The 14,865-nt window shown below is 68.5% G+C and carries 16 protein-coding genes and 1 other RNA gene; 15 read left to right on the top strand and 2 right to left on the bottom strand.

The window, feature by feature from the left end; translation table 11 throughout:
• Positions 1-36: 36 nt before the first annotated feature.
• The 10 genes from KK141_RS08465 (at position 37) to cydX (ending at position 10,846) form a co-directional block, all read left to right on the top strand.
• Positions 37-2,241 carry a DUF1631 family protein gene (locus tag KK141_RS08465; RefSeq protein ID WP_214569301.1) on the top strand — a complete coding sequence of 735 codons (2,205 nt, stop codon included), beginning with the start codon at positions 37-39 and terminating at the stop codon, positions 2,239-2,241.
• On the top strand, positions 2,238-2,615 hold the full coding sequence (locus tag KK141_RS08470; RefSeq protein ID WP_214569302.1) for a PilZ domain-containing protein: 378 nt from the start codon (positions 2,238-2,240) through the stop codon (positions 2,613-2,615). The genes KK141_RS08465 and KK141_RS08470 overlap by 4 nt, the downstream gene beginning before the upstream one ends.
• Positions 2,616-2,747: 132 nt before the next feature.
• Positions 2,748-4,037, top strand: a complete 1,290-nt coding sequence (locus KK141_RS08475) for an MFS transporter (protein WP_214569303.1) — start codon at positions 2,748-2,750, stop codon at positions 4,035-4,037.
• Positions 4,037-5,740, top strand: a complete 1,704-nt coding sequence (dld, locus tag KK141_RS08480; RefSeq protein WP_214569304.1) for a D-lactate dehydrogenase — start codon at positions 4,037-4,039, stop codon at positions 5,738-5,740. Before KK141_RS08475 ends, dld begins: the two co-directional genes overlap by 1 nt.
• A 95-nt stretch (positions 5,741-5,835) precedes the next feature.
• Positions 5,836-7,158: a Xaa-Pro dipeptidase gene (pepQ, locus tag KK141_RS08485; RefSeq protein ID WP_214569305.1), complete on the top strand. Its 1,323-nt coding sequence runs from the start codon at positions 5,836-5,838 to the stop codon at positions 7,156-7,158.
• Between the two features lie 8 nt (positions 7,159-7,166).
• Positions 7,167-7,622 carry a hypothetical protein gene (locus KK141_RS08490; RefSeq protein WP_214569306.1) on the top strand — a complete coding sequence of 152 codons (456 nt, stop codon included), beginning with the start codon at positions 7,167-7,169 and terminating at the stop codon, positions 7,620-7,622.
• A 132-nt stretch (positions 7,623-7,754) separates the two neighbouring features.
• The gene (cydP, locus tag KK141_RS08495) at positions 7,755-7,982 is read left to right on the top strand and encodes a cytochrome oxidase putative small subunit CydP (RefSeq protein ID WP_214569307.1); all 228 of its coding nucleotides are present in this window, start codon (positions 7,755-7,757) and stop codon (positions 7,980-7,982) included.
• Positions 7,979-9,556 (top strand): cytochrome ubiquinol oxidase subunit I, encoded by a 1,578-nt coding sequence (locus KK141_RS08500; protein ID WP_214569308.1) that lies wholly within the window; start codon positions 7,979-7,981, stop codon positions 9,554-9,556. The genes cydP and KK141_RS08500 overlap by 4 nt, the downstream gene beginning before the upstream one ends.
• A 12-nt stretch (positions 9,557-9,568) precedes the next feature.
• Complete coding sequence (cydB, locus tag KK141_RS08505) at positions 9,569-10,699, top strand: cytochrome d ubiquinol oxidase subunit II (RefSeq protein ID WP_214569309.1); 1,131 nt, start codon at positions 9,569-9,571, stop codon at positions 10,697-10,699.
• Between the two features lie 15 nt (positions 10,700-10,714).
• Positions 10,715-10,846: a cytochrome bd-I oxidase subunit CydX gene (gene cydX / locus KK141_RS08510; RefSeq protein ID WP_214569310.1), complete on the top strand. Its 132-nt coding sequence runs from the start codon at positions 10,715-10,717 to the stop codon at positions 10,844-10,846.
• A 101-nt stretch (positions 10,847-10,947) separates the two neighbouring features.
• Here the strand turns inward: cydX and KK141_RS08515 are convergent, their stop codons facing one another.
• Complete coding sequence (locus KK141_RS08515; protein WP_214569311.1) at positions 10,948-12,300, bottom strand: aminopeptidase P N-terminal domain-containing protein; 1,353 nt, start codon at positions 12,298-12,300, stop codon at positions 10,948-10,950.
• Entirely contained in the window at positions 12,255-12,824 is a 570-nt protein-coding gene (locus tag KK141_RS08520) for a UPF0149 family protein (protein ID WP_214569312.1), read from the bottom strand. The genes KK141_RS08515 and KK141_RS08520 overlap by 46 nt, the downstream gene beginning before the upstream one ends.
• Positions 12,825-12,926: 102 nt before the next feature.
• Between KK141_RS08520 and KK141_RS08525 the strand changes: the two genes are divergently transcribed.
• From KK141_RS08525 to KK141_RS08545, 5 genes are all read left to right on the top strand, one after another.
• Positions 12,927-13,160 (top strand): TIGR02449 family protein, encoded by a 234-nt coding sequence (locus KK141_RS08525; RefSeq protein WP_167252596.1) that lies wholly within the window; start codon positions 12,927-12,929, stop codon positions 13,158-13,160.
• Between the two features lie 8 nt (positions 13,161-13,168).
• On the top strand, positions 13,169-13,474 hold the full coding sequence (locus KK141_RS08530; RefSeq protein WP_167252597.1) for a cell division protein ZapA: 306 nt from the start codon (positions 13,169-13,171) through the stop codon (positions 13,472-13,474).
• Between the two features lie 7 nt (positions 13,475-13,481).
• Positions 13,482-13,668: non-coding RNA, 6S RNA (gene ssrS / locus KK141_RS08535), on the top strand.
• A gap of 103 nt (positions 13,669-13,771) precedes the next feature.
• Positions 13,772-14,395 carry a 5-formyltetrahydrofolate cyclo-ligase gene (locus tag KK141_RS08540; protein ID WP_168647996.1) on the top strand — a complete coding sequence of 208 codons (624 nt, stop codon included), beginning with the start codon at positions 13,772-13,774 and terminating at the stop codon, positions 14,393-14,395.
• A complete protein-coding gene (locus tag KK141_RS08545) occupies positions 14,392-14,844 on the top strand; it encodes an EVE domain-containing protein (RefSeq protein WP_214569313.1) in 453 nt (150 codons plus the stop codon). The genes KK141_RS08540 and KK141_RS08545 overlap by 4 nt, the downstream gene beginning before the upstream one ends.
• The last annotated feature ends 21 nt before the right edge of the window (positions 14,845-14,865 follow it).

The following is a 14,865-nucleotide window of genomic DNA, read 5'->3' on the forward strand; positions in this document are numbered from 1 at the left end:
CTGCGCCCGTCCACAGGGGAAAACGGCGGAACTGCCATGGATGTCGAACAGGGTCGACGTCAACCGCTCGCGCCCGGCCAAGGCGCGCAGCCCGACGGCCACGGGGCCTGGAGCCCGCGTGCGCGCCGCCTCATCGAGGAAACCCACGCGCTCTGCGACAGCTGGCTGGAAGCGCCCTTGCGCGCCTGCCTGCTGGACGCCGAGCACAAGCTGTTCGGCCAGGCCGAGCAGGCGCGCAACCATCTGGACCAGCAAGTCCACATGAGCGTGCGCCAGCGGCTGCAGAGCCATCGCGACATGCTGGAACAGCGCTTCTTCACCGAAGTGGCCAAGCGCTTCGAGCGCATCGGTATCCAGCCGGAAGAAACCGCGCCGCTCACGCTGTCGCTGCTGGACGACAGCGAGGACGACGAGCGCGCCGCGCTGGAACAGTCCGGCGTGCGCAGCGAGGCTCGCCACGCGCCGGCGCTGTTCGAACTGAGCTTCCGCTACGGCGCCCTGGCCAGCCTGCCGCCGATGGAGGGCGAGGACCTTCCGCTGGGCGCGCAGGCCTTGTCGCGCTCCTTCCTGGAGGCCTTGCGCGACTGGGAACTGCCGGTACGCCACCGCCTGCTGCTGCTCGACGCCTTCGATCACATGGTGGTGCGCCACCTGGCCTCGCTGTACGAAACGGTCAACCAGCACCTGGCCGGCGAAGGCATCCTGCCGCACCTGCACGCCTATCGCGTGGCCCGCCCCGGCGACGCCCGCGGCCTGCGCAGCCCTGCTGCCGCCATCCCCGGCAGCGTGCCGTCCAACATGGGCGGCCCGCAGGTGGAACTGGGCGAGCACATGCTCGACATGCTGCGCGAACTGCTGTCGCTGCAGCGCGCCGCCGTGCCGCCGCCCGCACCCATCGGCCAGGCACTGAGCGACGAACAGCTGCAGCACCTGCTGGCCGCGCTGCAATTGCCGCTGGCGCAGGCCGCGCAGCAGGTCGCCGCCGAAGGCCAGGCCGTGCGCCTGCGCGAACAATTGCTGGCCCTGCTCAATGCCGGCACCGAACACTCCACGCCCAAGCTTTCGCTCAGCCCGCGGCAGGACGACACCGTGCAGCTGGTGGCCCTGCTGTTCGACCAGATGGCCGGCGGCATGCAGCGCGGCAGCCACGCGCAGCGCGTGCTCGGCGAATGGGAAGTGCCGCTGCTGCGCATGGCGCTGGCCGACCGCGACGTATTCGACCAGCGCGAGCATCCCGCGCGCCGCCTGCTGGCGGCGATGTCCGAGGCCGCGCACGACTGGCTGGACGGCGGCGACGCCGAAGTCGACCGCTCGCTCGCCACCAAGCTGGCCCAGCTGGCCGAGCGCGCGCAGCGCGAGCCGCCGAGCGCCGCGCTGTACGCCAGCCTGCTGACCGATATCGAACACCACCTCTCGCTGCTGTCGCGCAAGGCGCAGGCCACCGAGCGGCGCCAGGTGGAAGCGATGCAGGGCCGCGAGCGCCTGGAACATGCACGCCACCACGCCGCCGAGCTGATGGCCGAACGCTTCCGCGCCGCGCCGCTGCGCGGGCTGGTGCGCACCCTGCTCGAACGCGCCTGGTCCGACGTGCTCGCGCTCACCCTGCTGCGCAACGGCGAAGAGAGCGACACCTTCGCCGCGCGCCTGCGCATCACCGACCAGCTGCTGGGCCTGGCGCCGGTCGACGACCGCAACAGCCTGCTCGACGACATCCAGACCGGCCTGCAGCAGATCGGCATGCAGGCCGAGGAAGCCGCGCAGGTCGCGCGCCGTCTGCTCGGCAATGGCGACGAGACGGCTGCGGACGACGGCCTCACCGCCACCGGCGTGGCGATGAAGCTCAAGCAGCACCAGCGCCTGGGCGAACACCAGGCCACCGAAACTGCCGCATCCACGGAACCGGCGAAGGCCGCGGCGCCGCTGGACGACGCGGAACGCCGCATGCATGCGCATGTGATCACCCTGCCCTTCGGCACCTGGTTCGATTTCCTCGACGATGCCGGCCAGGTCGCCAGGACGCAGAAGCTGGCCTGGTACTCCACCGTGTCCGGCCGCTGCCTGTTCGTCACGCGGCGCGGCTCGCGCGGCGACGAGCTGGCGCTGGAACAGCTGGCGCGCCAGATGGTGCAGGGCCATATCCGCGAAGCGGTGGCACCGCGCGAGAACCTGTTCGACCGCGCGCTGCGCGCGCTGATGGAGAACCTGCGGCCCGGCGCCGCGCATGCCGGAGGCCGCCAGTGAACACCCCTGCCAGCGCGATCGAACAGCGCCGCGCGCAGCGCAAGCGCGCCAACTACACGGTGGCGGTCACCGACGTCATCAACGACCGTCCGCTGGGCCATCTCGGCAATCTGTCCGCCACCGGCCTGCTGCTGATCGGGCCGGAGACGCCGCGCAGCGAAGCGGTCTACCAGGTGAGCCTGGGCCTGCCGGGCCTGAGCTTCCCCGCAACGAGCGCCGCGGCGCTGAGCATCGAGCTGGGCATCCAGGAACAATGGCACGACGACGCGGCCACGCCCGGCCAGGTGTGGTCCGGCTTCCGCATCGTCTCGATCAGCCCTGCCGACGCCGCGCTGCTGGAAGCCTGGCTGGCCCTGCCCGGCGGCACGGACTGATGCCGTTCGGAGCGGCCAATAGGTGCGAATAATCCCAAAGTGAGGCTTTCTGCTGCGCGATAGTGGTGCCGACCTCGTGCGAAGCACCACACTCGCCGCGATCCCCATCGCGCACGCAGCAGGAATCTCGCCATGCCACCGCACGCTTCCGCCGAACTGGAAACCGCCACCTACGCCAAAGTGACGCTGCGGCTGCTGCCGTTCCTGTTCGTCTGCTATGTGGCCGCGTACCTGGACCGCGTCAACGTCGGCTTCGCCAAGCTGCAGATGCTCAGCGACCTGCGTTTCAGCGAGTCGGTGTACGGCCTCGGTGCCGGTGTGTTCTTTATCGGCTACTTCCTGTTCGAGGTGCCGAGCAACATGCTGCTGCATCGCCTGGGCGCGCGGCTGTGGATCAGCCGCATCATGGTGAGCTGGGCGCTGGTGTCGGCCTCGTCGATGTTCGTGACCACGCCGGCGGCGTTCTATGTGGTGCGCTTCCTGCTGGGCGTGGCGGAAGCCGGTTTCTTTCCCGGCATCGTGCTGTATCTCACCTACTGGTATCCGTCGGCGCGGCGCGGGCGCATGAATGCGCTTTTCATGATCGGCATTCCGATCGCCGGCGTGCTCGGCGGCCCGCTGTCAGGCTGGATCATGCATGCGTTCGGCGGCCTGCACGGGCTGGCGAACTGGCAGTGGCTGTTCCTGCTCGAAGCGCTGCCTTCGCTGGCGCTGGGCATCGCCACGCCCTTCGTGCTGCCCAATGGCATTCGTGCTGCGGCGTGGCTGGACGAGCGCGAGAAGCAGTTGCTCGAAGCGAACATGGCGGGCGATGGCGGCGGCACCGAAGCACCGCTGCGCAGCGTGCTGGCGGACGGCCGCGTGTGGCGGCTGGCGGCGATCTACTTCTGCTGCATGATGGGTCTGTACGGCGTGAGCTTCTATCTGCCCACGCTGATCGCGGCGGCCGGCGTGAGCGATGCGCTCGACGTGGGCCTGCTGACGGCGATTCCTTACGCGGTCGCCGTGGTAGCCATGATCGCGGTCGCGCGCAGCTCCGACCGGCGCAACGAGCGCCGCTGGCATCTCGCGCTGGCCAGCTTGGCGGGCGCCGTGGGCCTGTATGCGAGCACGCTGTGCGCGGGCCAGTTGTCGCCCGGCCTCATCGCGCTGTCGATCGGCACGGCCGGCGTGCTGTCGACCATGCCGGTGTTCTGGACCCATCCCAGCCGCGTGCTGGCCGGCACGGCGGCGGCCGCCGGCATTGCGATGATCAATTCGATCGGCAATCTCGCCGGCTTCGTCAGTCCGTCGATCATCGGCTGGATCAAGGATCTGACGCACAGCACGAATGGCGGACTGGTGGTGGTCGCGCTGGCGCTTGCCGCTGGCGCCGCGCTGGTGCTGACCGGGCGTTCCGCCGCTGAGCCAAGGCAGGCCTGATGCCCTCTCCCCGCGAGACAAGCGCAGCGCTGCTCGCGGCATGCCGCGGGATCGTCGGCGCGCGGCACGTGCTCACCGGCGATGCGAAGACGCGCCGCTACCGGCAGGGTTACCGATTCGGTAACGGCCAGGTACTGGCCGTGGTTCGCCCGGGCAGCCTGGTGGAGCAATGGCATGCGCTGGCCGCCTGCATCGCCGCTGGCGCGGTGGTGATCACGCAGGCCTCGAATACCGGCTTGACCGGCGGCTCCACGCCCGACGGCGAGGACTACGGCCGCGACGTCGTCATCGTCAGCACCACGCGCATCCGGTGTGTGCATCTGCTCGACGGCGGCCGCCAGGTGGTCTGCGTGGGCGGCGCCACGCTGGACCAGCTCGAACGCGCCTTGAAGCCGCTGGGGCGCGAGCCGCATTCGGTGATCGGGTCCTCGTGCATCGGCGCCTCGGTGCTGGGCGGCATCTGCAACAACTCGGGCGGCTCGCTGGTGCAGCGCGGGCCGGCTTACACGGAAATGGCGATCTATGCCGCCGTCGACGCGGCGTGCGTGCTGCGGCTGGTCAATCACCTGGGTATCGAACTGACAGGCACGCCCGAAGAAATACTGGCGCGTGTCGAAGCCGGCACGTTCGCGCCCGAAGAGATCCAGGCCGGCGCGGCGGCATCGGATCACGCATATGCCAGCCACGTCCGCGATATCGACGCAGCGACACCCGCGCGCTTCAACGCCGATCCGCGCCGCCTGTTCGAAGCCTCCGGCTGCGCCGGCAAGATCATGGTGTTCGCGGTGCGGCTGGACACGTTCCCGGCCGAGCGCGGCGCCAAGGTGTTCTATCTCGGCACCAACGCTACCGCCACGCTGACGGAACTGCGCCGCCACGTGCTGGCGAACTTCGAGCACCTGCCCATCGCCGCCGAATACATGCACCGCGATGCCTTCGACGTCGCGCACCGGTATGGCAAGGACTTGTTCCTGGTGATCGACCGCTTCGGCACGGAGCGGATGCCTGCGCTGTTCAACCTGAAGACGCGCTGCGACGCCTGGTTCGACCGCCTCGGCTTCCTGCCCGCGCAGATGAGCGACCGCATCATGCAATGGCTGAGCGAGCGGCTGCCGGAGCATCTGCCGGAGCGGCTGCGGCTGTATCGCAACCGCTACGAACATCACCTGATGCTCAAGGTGCCGGCGGCGGGCGTCGACGAGGCGCGCCGTTTCCTGTCCGGACATTTTGCCGGCGAAGACGGCGCGTATTTCGAATGCACGGAGGAGGAGGGACGCAAGGCCTTCCTGCACCGCTTCGCGGCGGCGAGCGCGGCGGTGCGCTACCGCGCCGTGCATCCGCGCGAGGTCGAGGACATCGTCGCGCTGGATATCGCCCTGCCGCGCAACCAGCGCGACTGGTTCGAGCGATTGCCGGCGAGCATCGAGTCGTCGATACGACTGAAGCTCTACTACGGCCACTTCCTGTGCCATGTATTCCACCAGGACTACATCGTGGCGAAGGGCACGGATTGCGCGGCGCTCGAACACGAGATGCTGCAACTGCTCGACCGGCGCGGCGCCGAATACCCGGCGGAGCACAACGTGGGCCATCTGTACCAGGCGAAGCCCGCGCTGGCCGGCTTCTATGCGCAGCTGGATCCCTGCAACTGTTTCAACCCTGGCATAGGCGGCACGGCGAAGTCCGCCGCCACGCGCCCTTAAGCGCCCGGACTGGCGGCGGCAGCCCCCGCGCGCGATCATGCGGCGGTTATCCGTCCGCTCCGGCCCCGCGCGGCGGACTCAAGCCAGGAAACCCCATGATCGACCGCCTCGCCCCGCTCTATCCCCAGCATCTGGCCACGGTGCGCCAGCACGCCGACAAAGCGCTTGCGCTGACCGGCCACGACCACCTGGTGATTGCCGCCGGCCTGCCGCCGCGCAAGTTCCTGGACGACCAGGACTACCCGTTTATCGCCAGCCCCCATTTCCGCCACTGGCTGCCGCTGATCGACGCGCCGGGCAGCTGGGTCGTGCATACGCCCGGGCAGCGGCCGCGGCTGGTGTTCCTGCAGCCGCGCGATTACTGGCATGTGGTGCCGGAAGCGCCCAGCGGCTACTGGGTCGAGCATTTCGACATCACCATCGTGCGCACGGCGGAAGAAGCCGTCGCCCAGCTACCCGGCGCGCAGACGCGCCGCGCGGTGATCGCGCCGGCGCAGCCCGCGGTGGCCGGCATCGAGCCGAATAACCCGCAGGACCTGCTCGACATCCTGCACTGGCACCGCTCGTACAAGACGCCCTACGAACTGGCACTGATGCGCGAAGCCAGCCGCATCGGCGCGCGCGCGCACCGCGCCGCCGAGCAGGCGTTCCGTGCCGGCGCCAGCGAGCTGGGCATCCACCAGGCCTATCTGGCGGCGGCCGGCGCAATCGACGCGGAGCTGCCTTACGCCAGCATCGTGGCGCTGAACCAGCACGGCGCTGTGCTGCACTACACGCACTTCGGCCGCGTGGCGCCGGAGTATCACCGCTCCTTTCTGATCGACGCCGGCGCGAACGCGTTCGGCTACGCCAGCGACATCACCCGCACCTACGCCGGCCGCGGCGAGGACGAGTTCCAGGCGCTGATCGACAGCGTCGAAGCCGCGCAACTCACCTTCGCCGCCAAGGTGCGCGCGGGACAGAGCTATCCGGACCTGCACGTCCACGCCCACCACGTGCTGGCCGGCGTGCTGCGCGAGCATGGCTTTATCCGCATGGCCGCCGAGAGCGCGGTGGAAACCGGCGTGACCGCGGCATTCTTCCCGCACGGCCTGGGCCATCCGATCGGCCTGCAGGTGCACGACGTCGCCGGCTTCCAGCAGGGCGAGCGCGGCGGCAGCATCCCGCGCCCCGCCGGGCATCCGTATCTGCGCATGACGCGCACGCTGGAACCGGGCATGGTGGTCACCATCGAACCGGGCCTGTACTTCATCGACATGCTGCTCAACGAACTGCGCGATACGCCGGTGGCGAAGGACATCGACTGGGAGCGCATCGAGCTGTTCAAGCCCTACGGCGGCATCCGCATCGAGGACGACGTGGCCTGCACCGCCGGCGAACCCGAAAACCTCACGCGCGACGCGTTCGCGCAAGCCTGAGCCACGCCATGGACCCGCTGCCGCCGCTAGGCCCCGCTCCGCTGCCCCCGCCGCCGGTGCCCACGCCGCCACGCAAGCGCGTGCCGCTGTGGCTGATCCTGCTGGGCAGCCTGATCGTGGCCATCGTGGCCGCGGTCGGCGGGCTGGCCTGGTGGGGCTGGCTGGCGTTCGAGAAGCAGGCGGTAGTGGCGATGGCGGCCGATCCGGTCATCGCCGAACACATCGGCAATATCCGCAGCAGCGAGTTCGACTGGACCTTGACCAGCTCCGAACCCGACGAAGACACCTTCGCCTTCCATCTGAAGGGCGAGCGCGGCAGCGGCACCGTGGTCGCGCGCTTCATCACCGAGGACGCCGACAGCGAGACCATCGACGGCGGCGTGCTGATCATGCAGGACGGCTCGCGCATCCCGCTGCGCAGCAGCGGCACGCAGGACGACAGCGAAGACGACGAACGCGGCTGAGGCCTCCGGCAGCCCCGCCGTTTCCTGATCTGGATCAAGCCCCTGCGGCCGCCTGCCGCGCGGCAATGCTTCGCGCGACATGCACGTGAACGCGGCGTATCCTGCCCTGCAGCTGAAGCAGGGGAACCTCGGATGTCCACGCCGTCGACCCAACTCGGCAGCCGCGAGCCGCAGCGCCCGGTGCTGCGCCGGCTGGCCCGCGAGCTGATCCTGATCGTGATCGCCAAGATCGTGCTGCTCACCCTGATCTGGTGGGTGGCGATCGCGCCGCATCCCCGTCCCGATACCCGCCCGGCCGCGATCGAGCATCTGCTCGCGCCGGCCGCTCCGTCCTCCGCCGCGAGCCAAGGCCACCCATGATCATCGACGCCGATGTCGTCACCTTGTCGCGCCTGCAGTTCGCACTGACGGCGCTCTATCACTTCCTGTTCGTGCCGCTCACCCTGGGACTGGTGTGGATTCTCGCCATCATGGAGAGCGTCTACGTCATGACCGGCCGCGAAGTGTGGAAACGCATGACCCAGTTCTGGGGCGTGCTGTTCGGCATCAACTTCGCCATGGGCGTGGCCACCGGCATCACCATGGAATTCCAGTTCGGCATGAACTGGGCCTACTACGCGCACTATGTCGGCGACGTGTTCGGCACGCCGCTGGCGATCGAAGGCCTGATGGCGTTCTTCCTGGAAGGCACGCTGATCGGCGTGTTCTTCATGGGCTGGACGCGCGTGTCGCCGGTCAAGCACCTGCTGGTGACCTGGTTCCTGGCACTGGCCACCAGCTTGTCCGCGCTGTGGATCCTGGTGGCCAATGCCTGGATGCAGAACCCGGTGGGCTCGGCCTTCAATCCCGAGACCATGCGCATGGAAGTGACCTCGTTCGCCGAGGTGTTCTTCAATCCGGTGGCGCAGGCCAAGTTCGTGCACACGGTGAGCGCCGGCTATGTGCTTGGCTCGATGTTCGTGCTGTCGATCAGCGCCTGGTACCTGCTGCGCGGACGCAACGTGGATTTCGCCAAGCGCTCGATGGCGGTGGCCGCCAGCTTCGGCCTGGCCGCGGCGCTGTCGGTGGTGGTGCTGGGCGACGAATCCGGCTACGCGGTGTCGGAGAACCAGAAGATGAAGATGGCCGCGATCGAGGCCATGTGGGAGACCGAACCCGCGCCCGCCTCGTTCACCGTGTTCGGCATTCCCGACGTCAAGAACCGCACCACGCACTACGCGCTGCAGGTGCCGTGGGTGATGGGCCTGATCGGCACGCGCTCGATCGACAAACCGATCCCGGGCATCAACAACCTGGTGGAAGACACCAAGGGCAAGATCGACAACGGCATCCGCGCCTACGACGCCATGCTGGTGCTGCGCGAAGACAAGAACAACGCGCAGGCGAAGGAGATTCTGGCCGCGCACGACAAGGATCTCGGCTATGCGCTGCTGCTGAAGCACTTCGTGGAAGACCCGCGCAAGGCCACGCCGGAAGACATCCAGAAGGCCGCCGACAGCACCATTCCGAACGTGCCGGTGCTGTTCTGGTCGTTCCGCATCATGGTGGCCTGCGGCTTCTACTTCATCGCGCTGTTCGCGTATTCGTTCTGGCTGTCCAGCCGGCGCCAGCTGGACCGCAACCGCTGGTACCTGAAGCTGGCCTTCTACAGCCTGCCGCTGCCGTGGCTGGCGGCGGAACTGGGCTGGATCGTGGCCGAATACGGCCGCCAGCCCTGGGCCATCGAAGGCATCCTGCCGACTTCGCTGGGCGTGTCCAGCGTGAGCGCGGGCCAGGTATGGACCTCGCTCGGCGGCTTCGTGCTGTTCTACACGGCGCTGGCGGTGGTGGACGTGGTGCTGATGCTGAAGTTCGCGCGCAAGGGGCCGGACGGCTTGGGCATCTGGCCCGCGGCCAAACCCGAGCCTTCGCCGCGCGCCGCCCTGGAACACTGAAGGAGTCCTGCCATGTTCGATCTCGACACTCTGCGGGTGATCTGGTGGGCGCTGCTGGGCATCCTGCTGGTCGCCTTCGCCGTCACCGACGGCTTCGACTTCGGCACCGCGGCCTTGCTGCGCGTGCTCGGCCGCGACTCCGACGAGCGCCACGTGCTGCTGGAAACCATCGAGCCCACCTGGGAAGGCAACCAGGTCTGGTTCGTGCTGGGCGGCGGCGCGGCGTTCGCGGCCTGGCCGATGCTGTATGCGGTGTCGTTCTCCGGCATGTACCTGGCGATCTTCCTGGTGCTGGTCGCCTTCATCCTGCGGCCGGTGGGCTTCAATTTCCGCGGCAAGATCGAGCACACGCGCTGGCAGGGGCTGTGGGACTGGGTGCTGGTCGCTTCCGGCACCGCGGTGCCGCTGCTCACCGGCGTGGCCTTCGGCAATCTGTTCCTGGGCGTGCCGTTCCGCTTCGACGACGACCTGCGCATGAGCTGGCACGGCAGCTTCTTCGAACTGCTGCATCCGTTCGCGCTGTTCGCGGGACTGGTGTCGCTGAGCATGCTGCTGACCCACGGCGCCGCCTGGGTGGCGTTCAAGGCCGATAGCAGCATTGCCGCGCGCGCCGCCCGCGTCGCGCGCTGGACCGGCCTGGCCTGGGCCGTGCTGTACGTGGCCGCGGGCATCTGGCTGGCCTACGGCATCCCCGGCTATGCGATCGCCAGCGAGGTGGTGCCGGGCGGCCCGTCCAATCCGTTGTTCAAGCAGGTGGCGACGGGCAGCAGCTGGTTCGCCAGCTATATGCGCCATCCGTGGTTCTGGGCGGCGCCGCTGGCGGCCTTCGGCGGCGCGCTGCTGCTGCAGTGGCAGGTGGCGAAGCAGGGCTTCGCCGGCTTTCTGGGCAGCAGCCTGATGGTGATCGGCACCATTCTCTCGGCCGGCTTCGCGCTGTTTCCCTTCCTGCTGCCGTCGAGCATCGACCCGCGCTCCAGCCTCACGGTGTGGGACGCCTCGTCCAGCCGCAGCACCCTGCTGCTGATGCTCGGCGCCACCGCGGTGTTCCTGCCGCTGATCGTGTTGTACACCTCGTGGGTGTTTCGCGTGATGCGCGGCCGGGTGACCTTGGAACACGTGCGCGGCTCGCACCGCGGCTACTGATACGGAGAGCGGACCATGTGGTATTTCAGCTGGATTCTCGGCCTGGGCCTGGCCTGCGCCTTCGGCATCCTCAATGCGATGTGGTACGAGGTGCATGCCACGGACGAAGCGCGGCAACGCAAGGATGCGCACGATTCAGAGCAGTGAGTAACGTAGGTTGGGGGGAGCGCAGCGAACCCCAACGTCGCGACACGCAAGGACGTGGCCTTGTTGGGGTTCGCTGCGCTCACCCCAACCTACGCCGAGGGTCAACGCTCGGCGAGTAGCGCCTCGATGGCTTCGGCTTCCTTCGGCACCGCGGCGGTAAGCACTTCGTTGCCGTCGCGGGTCACCGCCACGTCGTCCTCGATGCGGATGCCGATGCCGCGCCAGCGCTCGTGCACCGAGCGCTCGCCGGGCGGCACGTAGAGGCCCGGTTCCACCGTCACCACCATGCCCGGCTCCAGGATGCGCGGCTCGCCGTCGATGCGGTAATCGCCCACGTCGTGCACGTCCAGGCCCAGCCAGTGGCCGGTCTTGGCGGGAAAGAAACGCTTGTAGCTGCCTTCGGCGATGGCGGTTTCCGCGTCGCCCTGCAGCAGGCCCAGCGAGCACAGGCCTTCGGCGAGCAGATAGACGGCTGCCTCGTGCGCGGCGCTGAACGGGCGGCCGGGCCGCACTTCGTCGATGGCGGCCTGCTGCGCGGCCAGCACCACTTCGTAGAGCGCGCGCTGTTCGCGGCTGTAGCGGCCGTTGAGCGGGAAGCTGCGGCTGATGTCCGAGGCGTAGCAGTCGAGTTCGGCGCCGGCGTCGATCAGCAGCAGGTCGCCGTCGCGCAGCGGTGCGCGGTTGGCCTGGTAGTGCATGACGCAGGCATTGGCGCCGGAGGCGACGATCGGCGGGAAGGCCGGCACCGCGCCGCGGCTGCGCATCGTGCGCACCAGTTCGGCTTCCACTTCGTATTCGTGCCGGCCCGGCTGCGCCATGCGCATGGCCGAAAGATGCGCCTCGGCGGCGATGGCGGCGGAGCTGCGCATCAGGCGCAGTTCGGCACGCGACTTGTACAGGCGCAGGTCGTGCAGCAGATGGCCCAGCGCCACGAATTCCTTCGGCACCACGCCGCCGCCGCGCAGCTGGCGCAGGCGGCGCATCCAGCCGAGCAGGCGGGCGTCGAATTCCGGCTCGCGACCGAAGTGGCAATACACGCGGCCGCGGCCTTCGATCATGCCGGGCAGGATGTCGTCGATGTCGTCGATCGGGAAGGCGTCGTCCATGCCGTGCTCGGACACGGCGCGCTCGGTGCCGATGGATTCGCCGTGCCAGCGCTCGCGTTCGTCGTCGCGCTCGCGGCAGAACAGCACCGCCTCGCCATGCAGGCGGCCGGGCAGCAGGGCCAGCACGGCGTCCGGCTCGGGGAAGCCCGAGAGGTAATGCAGGTCGGAGTCCTGGCGGTAGGGCCAGGCGGCGTCGGCGTTGCGGATGCGTTCGGGCGCGGCGGCGACCAGCAGCACCGCGTCCTCGCCGGCCATCTTCATCAGCTGCCGGCGGCGGCGGGCGTATTCGTCCTGCGCGATGCTCAATGCACGGTGTCGCTGTTGGGCTTGTTGCGGCCGCCCACGCATTCGGCGTGCAGCAGCATGGCGGCGACGCGCACGAATTCGTGCAGTTCGATCAGCGCGTCCTCGTCGTCGCGGCTGTCGCCGAATTCGAATTCGGAAGCGGCGATGGTGTTCAGGTCGCGCAGGATCTCCTGCGCTTCGTCGGACAGCTTGCCGAACTTCTCCGGCCCGGCCAGGCCGAAGCCGCCGAGGAAGCCGCGGCACCAGTCGCCGAGCGAGTCGGCGCGCTCTTCCAGCGGGCGGTCGTCGGCGGGGAGCAGCGGCTCGAAGCCCAGCTCCGGGTCGGCCAGTTCCTGTTCGCTCTGGCGCACCAGCTGTTCGAGCAGGGCGCGGTCGTTGGCCGAGGGGACCACCTGTTCGCCGCCATCGAGCTGCAACACGGCCAGCAGAGCATCCTTGCCGACGCGGCCGCCGCCGCTGAGATAGCCGCATAGCGAACCGTGCAATTCGCTGGCGTCGACGGCCAGTTTCAGGCGCGCCGCGACGCCGTCCAGTTCCTCGTGACCGATCAGCTCGGCAGGCGCCATGGAAGTACTCCTTCGGGGTCAAGACGGCAGTTTAATGCAGCCTCCGGAAATGCGCCGGGAGTGGCAGCTGACACGGCCGGACCTCCTGCTATAGTTCCGCGCATGAGCACTGCCCCGTTCAACGATCCGGTCAAGCAGGAACTTGCCGCGCTAGGCGAGCAGGTCGACCGCCTGCTGGACGCGGTGCGCCGGCTCGCCGAGGAAAACCGCAGCCTGCGCCACAGCCAGGAACAGCTGGCCAGCGAGCGTGCCGGCCTGATGGCCCGCAACGAGCAGGCGCGCAGTCGCGTCGAGGCGATGATCCAGCGCCTTAAGGCACTTGAGAACAACGGCTGAGCACCCAGATGACGAACTCCAGTGAACCCGTCGCGCTGCGGCTGATCGATCGCGAATTCCTGATCGCCTGCGCGCCGGAGGAACGGGAGGGCCTGCTGGAATCGGCCGCCTACCTGGACCGCAAGATGCGCGAGCTGCGCGCCAACGCCAAGACCCCGGGCTTCGACCGCCTGGCCGTGCTGGCGGCGATCAGCATCACCCACGAGTTCCTGGCCCTGCGCAAAACCCATAGCGGAGCTGACCAGAGTGTGGGCGATACACTTGCCGCGATGCGACGCAAGCTTGAAGCGGCCCTCGACGGGCAACTAAAATAGTCCTCGGCGTTTACTGCGGTGTGCGCCAGCACACTCTTACATTTGCCTTGTTCCTAAATACGGCCCCGGGTCGGCTTTTCATCGGCTGTTGTGCATGTCCGCTGCGTGCGGAAAGCCTTGAGGCCATGTAGCCCTCCCACCTGATCCATCGTGGATCAAGGTCGTTTGGTGGGCAGCGGCACCGCGGTGGACGCCACCTTTTTACCGCTACGGCCGAGCTTGTTCCGACATCGGCCGGGCCCGCGGAAACCGCCCGCAGCGCTTGCGCTGCGGGCGTTCTCTTGAGGAGACCTCGACGTGGACGCCACCGCCCAGCGCCGCGAGCTACGCCAACGGCTGGCCGAACGCCGCCGGGAGCTCTCCCCGCCCCAGCGCATGGCCGCTGCCCAGGGGCTGCGCCGCAGCCTGGAGCAACTGCCCGAATACCACACCGACGTCCGCGTGGCCGGCTACTGGGCCACCAACGGCGAGCTGCCGCTGAACCTGGCGATCCCGCCCCTGGCCACGCGCGGCCAGCAGTTCATGCTGCCGGTGATCGGCCCCGGCAAGCGCCTGCGCTTCGCCCCGTGGAGCGCCGGCCAGGACGTGCAGCCGAACCGCTACGGCATTCCTGAACCGGTCGACCCCGCCGAGCTGTTCGAGCCCTTCCAGCTCGACCTGGTGCTGCTGCCCCTGCTCGCCTTCGACCGGCTCGGCAACCGCCTGGGCTATGGCGGCGGCTATTACGACCGCGGCTTCGCCTTCCTCAAGGACCAGGCCCGCCCCACCGAACCGCTGCTGGTCGGGATCGGCTACGCCTTCCAGGAACTGCCCGCGATCGAGCCGGCCGCCTGGGACGTGCAGCTGGACTACATCGCCACCGAGCAGGAACTGATCGATTGCCACGCCGACGCGGCCGGCAACGGAGACGCCCACGCATGAACCACTGGCTGATGAAGTCCGAGCCGGACGCCTTTTCCATCGACGATCTCAAGCGCAAGGGCAAGGAGGCCTGGGACGGCGTGCGCAACTACCAGGCGCGCAATTACATGCGCGACGGCATGCGCAAGGGCGACAAGGTGTTCTTCTACCACTCCAACTGCGCCGAGCCGGGCATCGTCGGCGTGGCTGAAGTGGTGACCGAGGCCTATCCGGACCCGACCCAGTTCGACCCCAAGAGCAATTACTTCGATGCCGGCAGTTCGCGCGACAACCCGCGCTGGATGCTGGTCGAGGTGAAGTTCGTGAAGAAGCTCAAGCGCACCATCTCGCTGAAGGAACTGCAGGCCGACCCCGCCCTGGTGGAGATGCCCCTGGTGCGCAAGGGCAACCGCCTGTCGGTGATGCCGGTGGCCGCCACCGAGTGGCGCCACATCCTCACGCTCGAATAATTCCCTACTGTCCGGACTGCA

The organism is Dyella sp. LX-66 (genome assembly GCF_018599165.1).
In the GTDB taxonomy this organism is placed as follows: Bacteria; Pseudomonadota; Gammaproteobacteria; order Xanthomonadales; family Rhodanobacteraceae; genus Dyella_D; species Dyella_D marensis.

What these genes read in the sequence shown, in the direction of transcription:
- KK141_RS08465 (WP_214569301.1), top strand. Translation starts at nt 37, where the DNA reads ATGGATGTCGAACAGGGTCGACGTCAACCGCTCGCGCCCGGCCAAGGC.
- KK141_RS08475 (WP_214569303.1), top strand. Translation starts at nt 2,748, where the DNA reads ATGCCACCGCACGCTTCCGCCGAACTGGAAACCGCCACCTACGCCAAA.
- dld (WP_214569304.1), top strand. Translation starts at nt 4,037, where the DNA reads ATGCCCTCTCCCCGCGAGACAAGCGCAGCGCTGCTCGCGGCATGCCGC.
- pepQ (WP_214569305.1), top strand. Translation starts at nt 5,836, where the DNA reads ATGATCGACCGCCTCGCCCCGCTCTATCCCCAGCATCTGGCCACGGTG.
- KK141_RS08490 (WP_214569306.1), top strand. Translation starts at nt 7,167, where the DNA reads ATGGACCCGCTGCCGCCGCTAGGCCCCGCTCCGCTGCCCCCGCCGCCG.
- cydP (WP_214569307.1), top strand. Translation starts at nt 7,755, where the DNA reads ATGTCCACGCCGTCGACCCAACTCGGCAGCCGCGAGCCGCAGCGCCCG.
- KK141_RS08500 (WP_214569308.1), top strand. Translation starts at nt 7,979, where the DNA reads ATGATCATCGACGCCGATGTCGTCACCTTGTCGCGCCTGCAGTTCGCA.
- cydB (WP_214569309.1), top strand. Translation starts at nt 9,569, where the DNA reads ATGTTCGATCTCGACACTCTGCGGGTGATCTGGTGGGCGCTGCTGGGC.
- cydX (WP_214569310.1), top strand. Translation starts at nt 10,715, where the DNA reads ATGTGGTATTTCAGCTGGATTCTCGGCCTGGGCCTGGCCTGCGCCTTC.
- KK141_RS08515 (WP_214569311.1), bottom strand. Translation starts at nt 12,300, where the DNA reads ATGCGTGGGCGGCCGCAACAAGCCCAACAGCGACACCGTGCATTGAGC.
- KK141_RS08520 (WP_214569312.1), bottom strand. Translation starts at nt 12,824, where the DNA reads ATGGCGCCTGCCGAGCTGATCGGTCACGAGGAACTGGACGGCGTCGCG.
- KK141_RS08525 (WP_167252596.1), top strand. Translation starts at nt 12,927, where the DNA reads ATGAGCACTGCCCCGTTCAACGATCCGGTCAAGCAGGAACTTGCCGCG.
- KK141_RS08530 (WP_167252597.1), top strand. Translation starts at nt 13,169, where the DNA reads ATGACGAACTCCAGTGAACCCGTCGCGCTGCGGCTGATCGATCGCGAA.
- KK141_RS08545 (WP_214569313.1), top strand. Translation starts at nt 14,392, where the DNA reads ATGAACCACTGGCTGATGAAGTCCGAGCCGGACGCCTTTTCCATCGAC.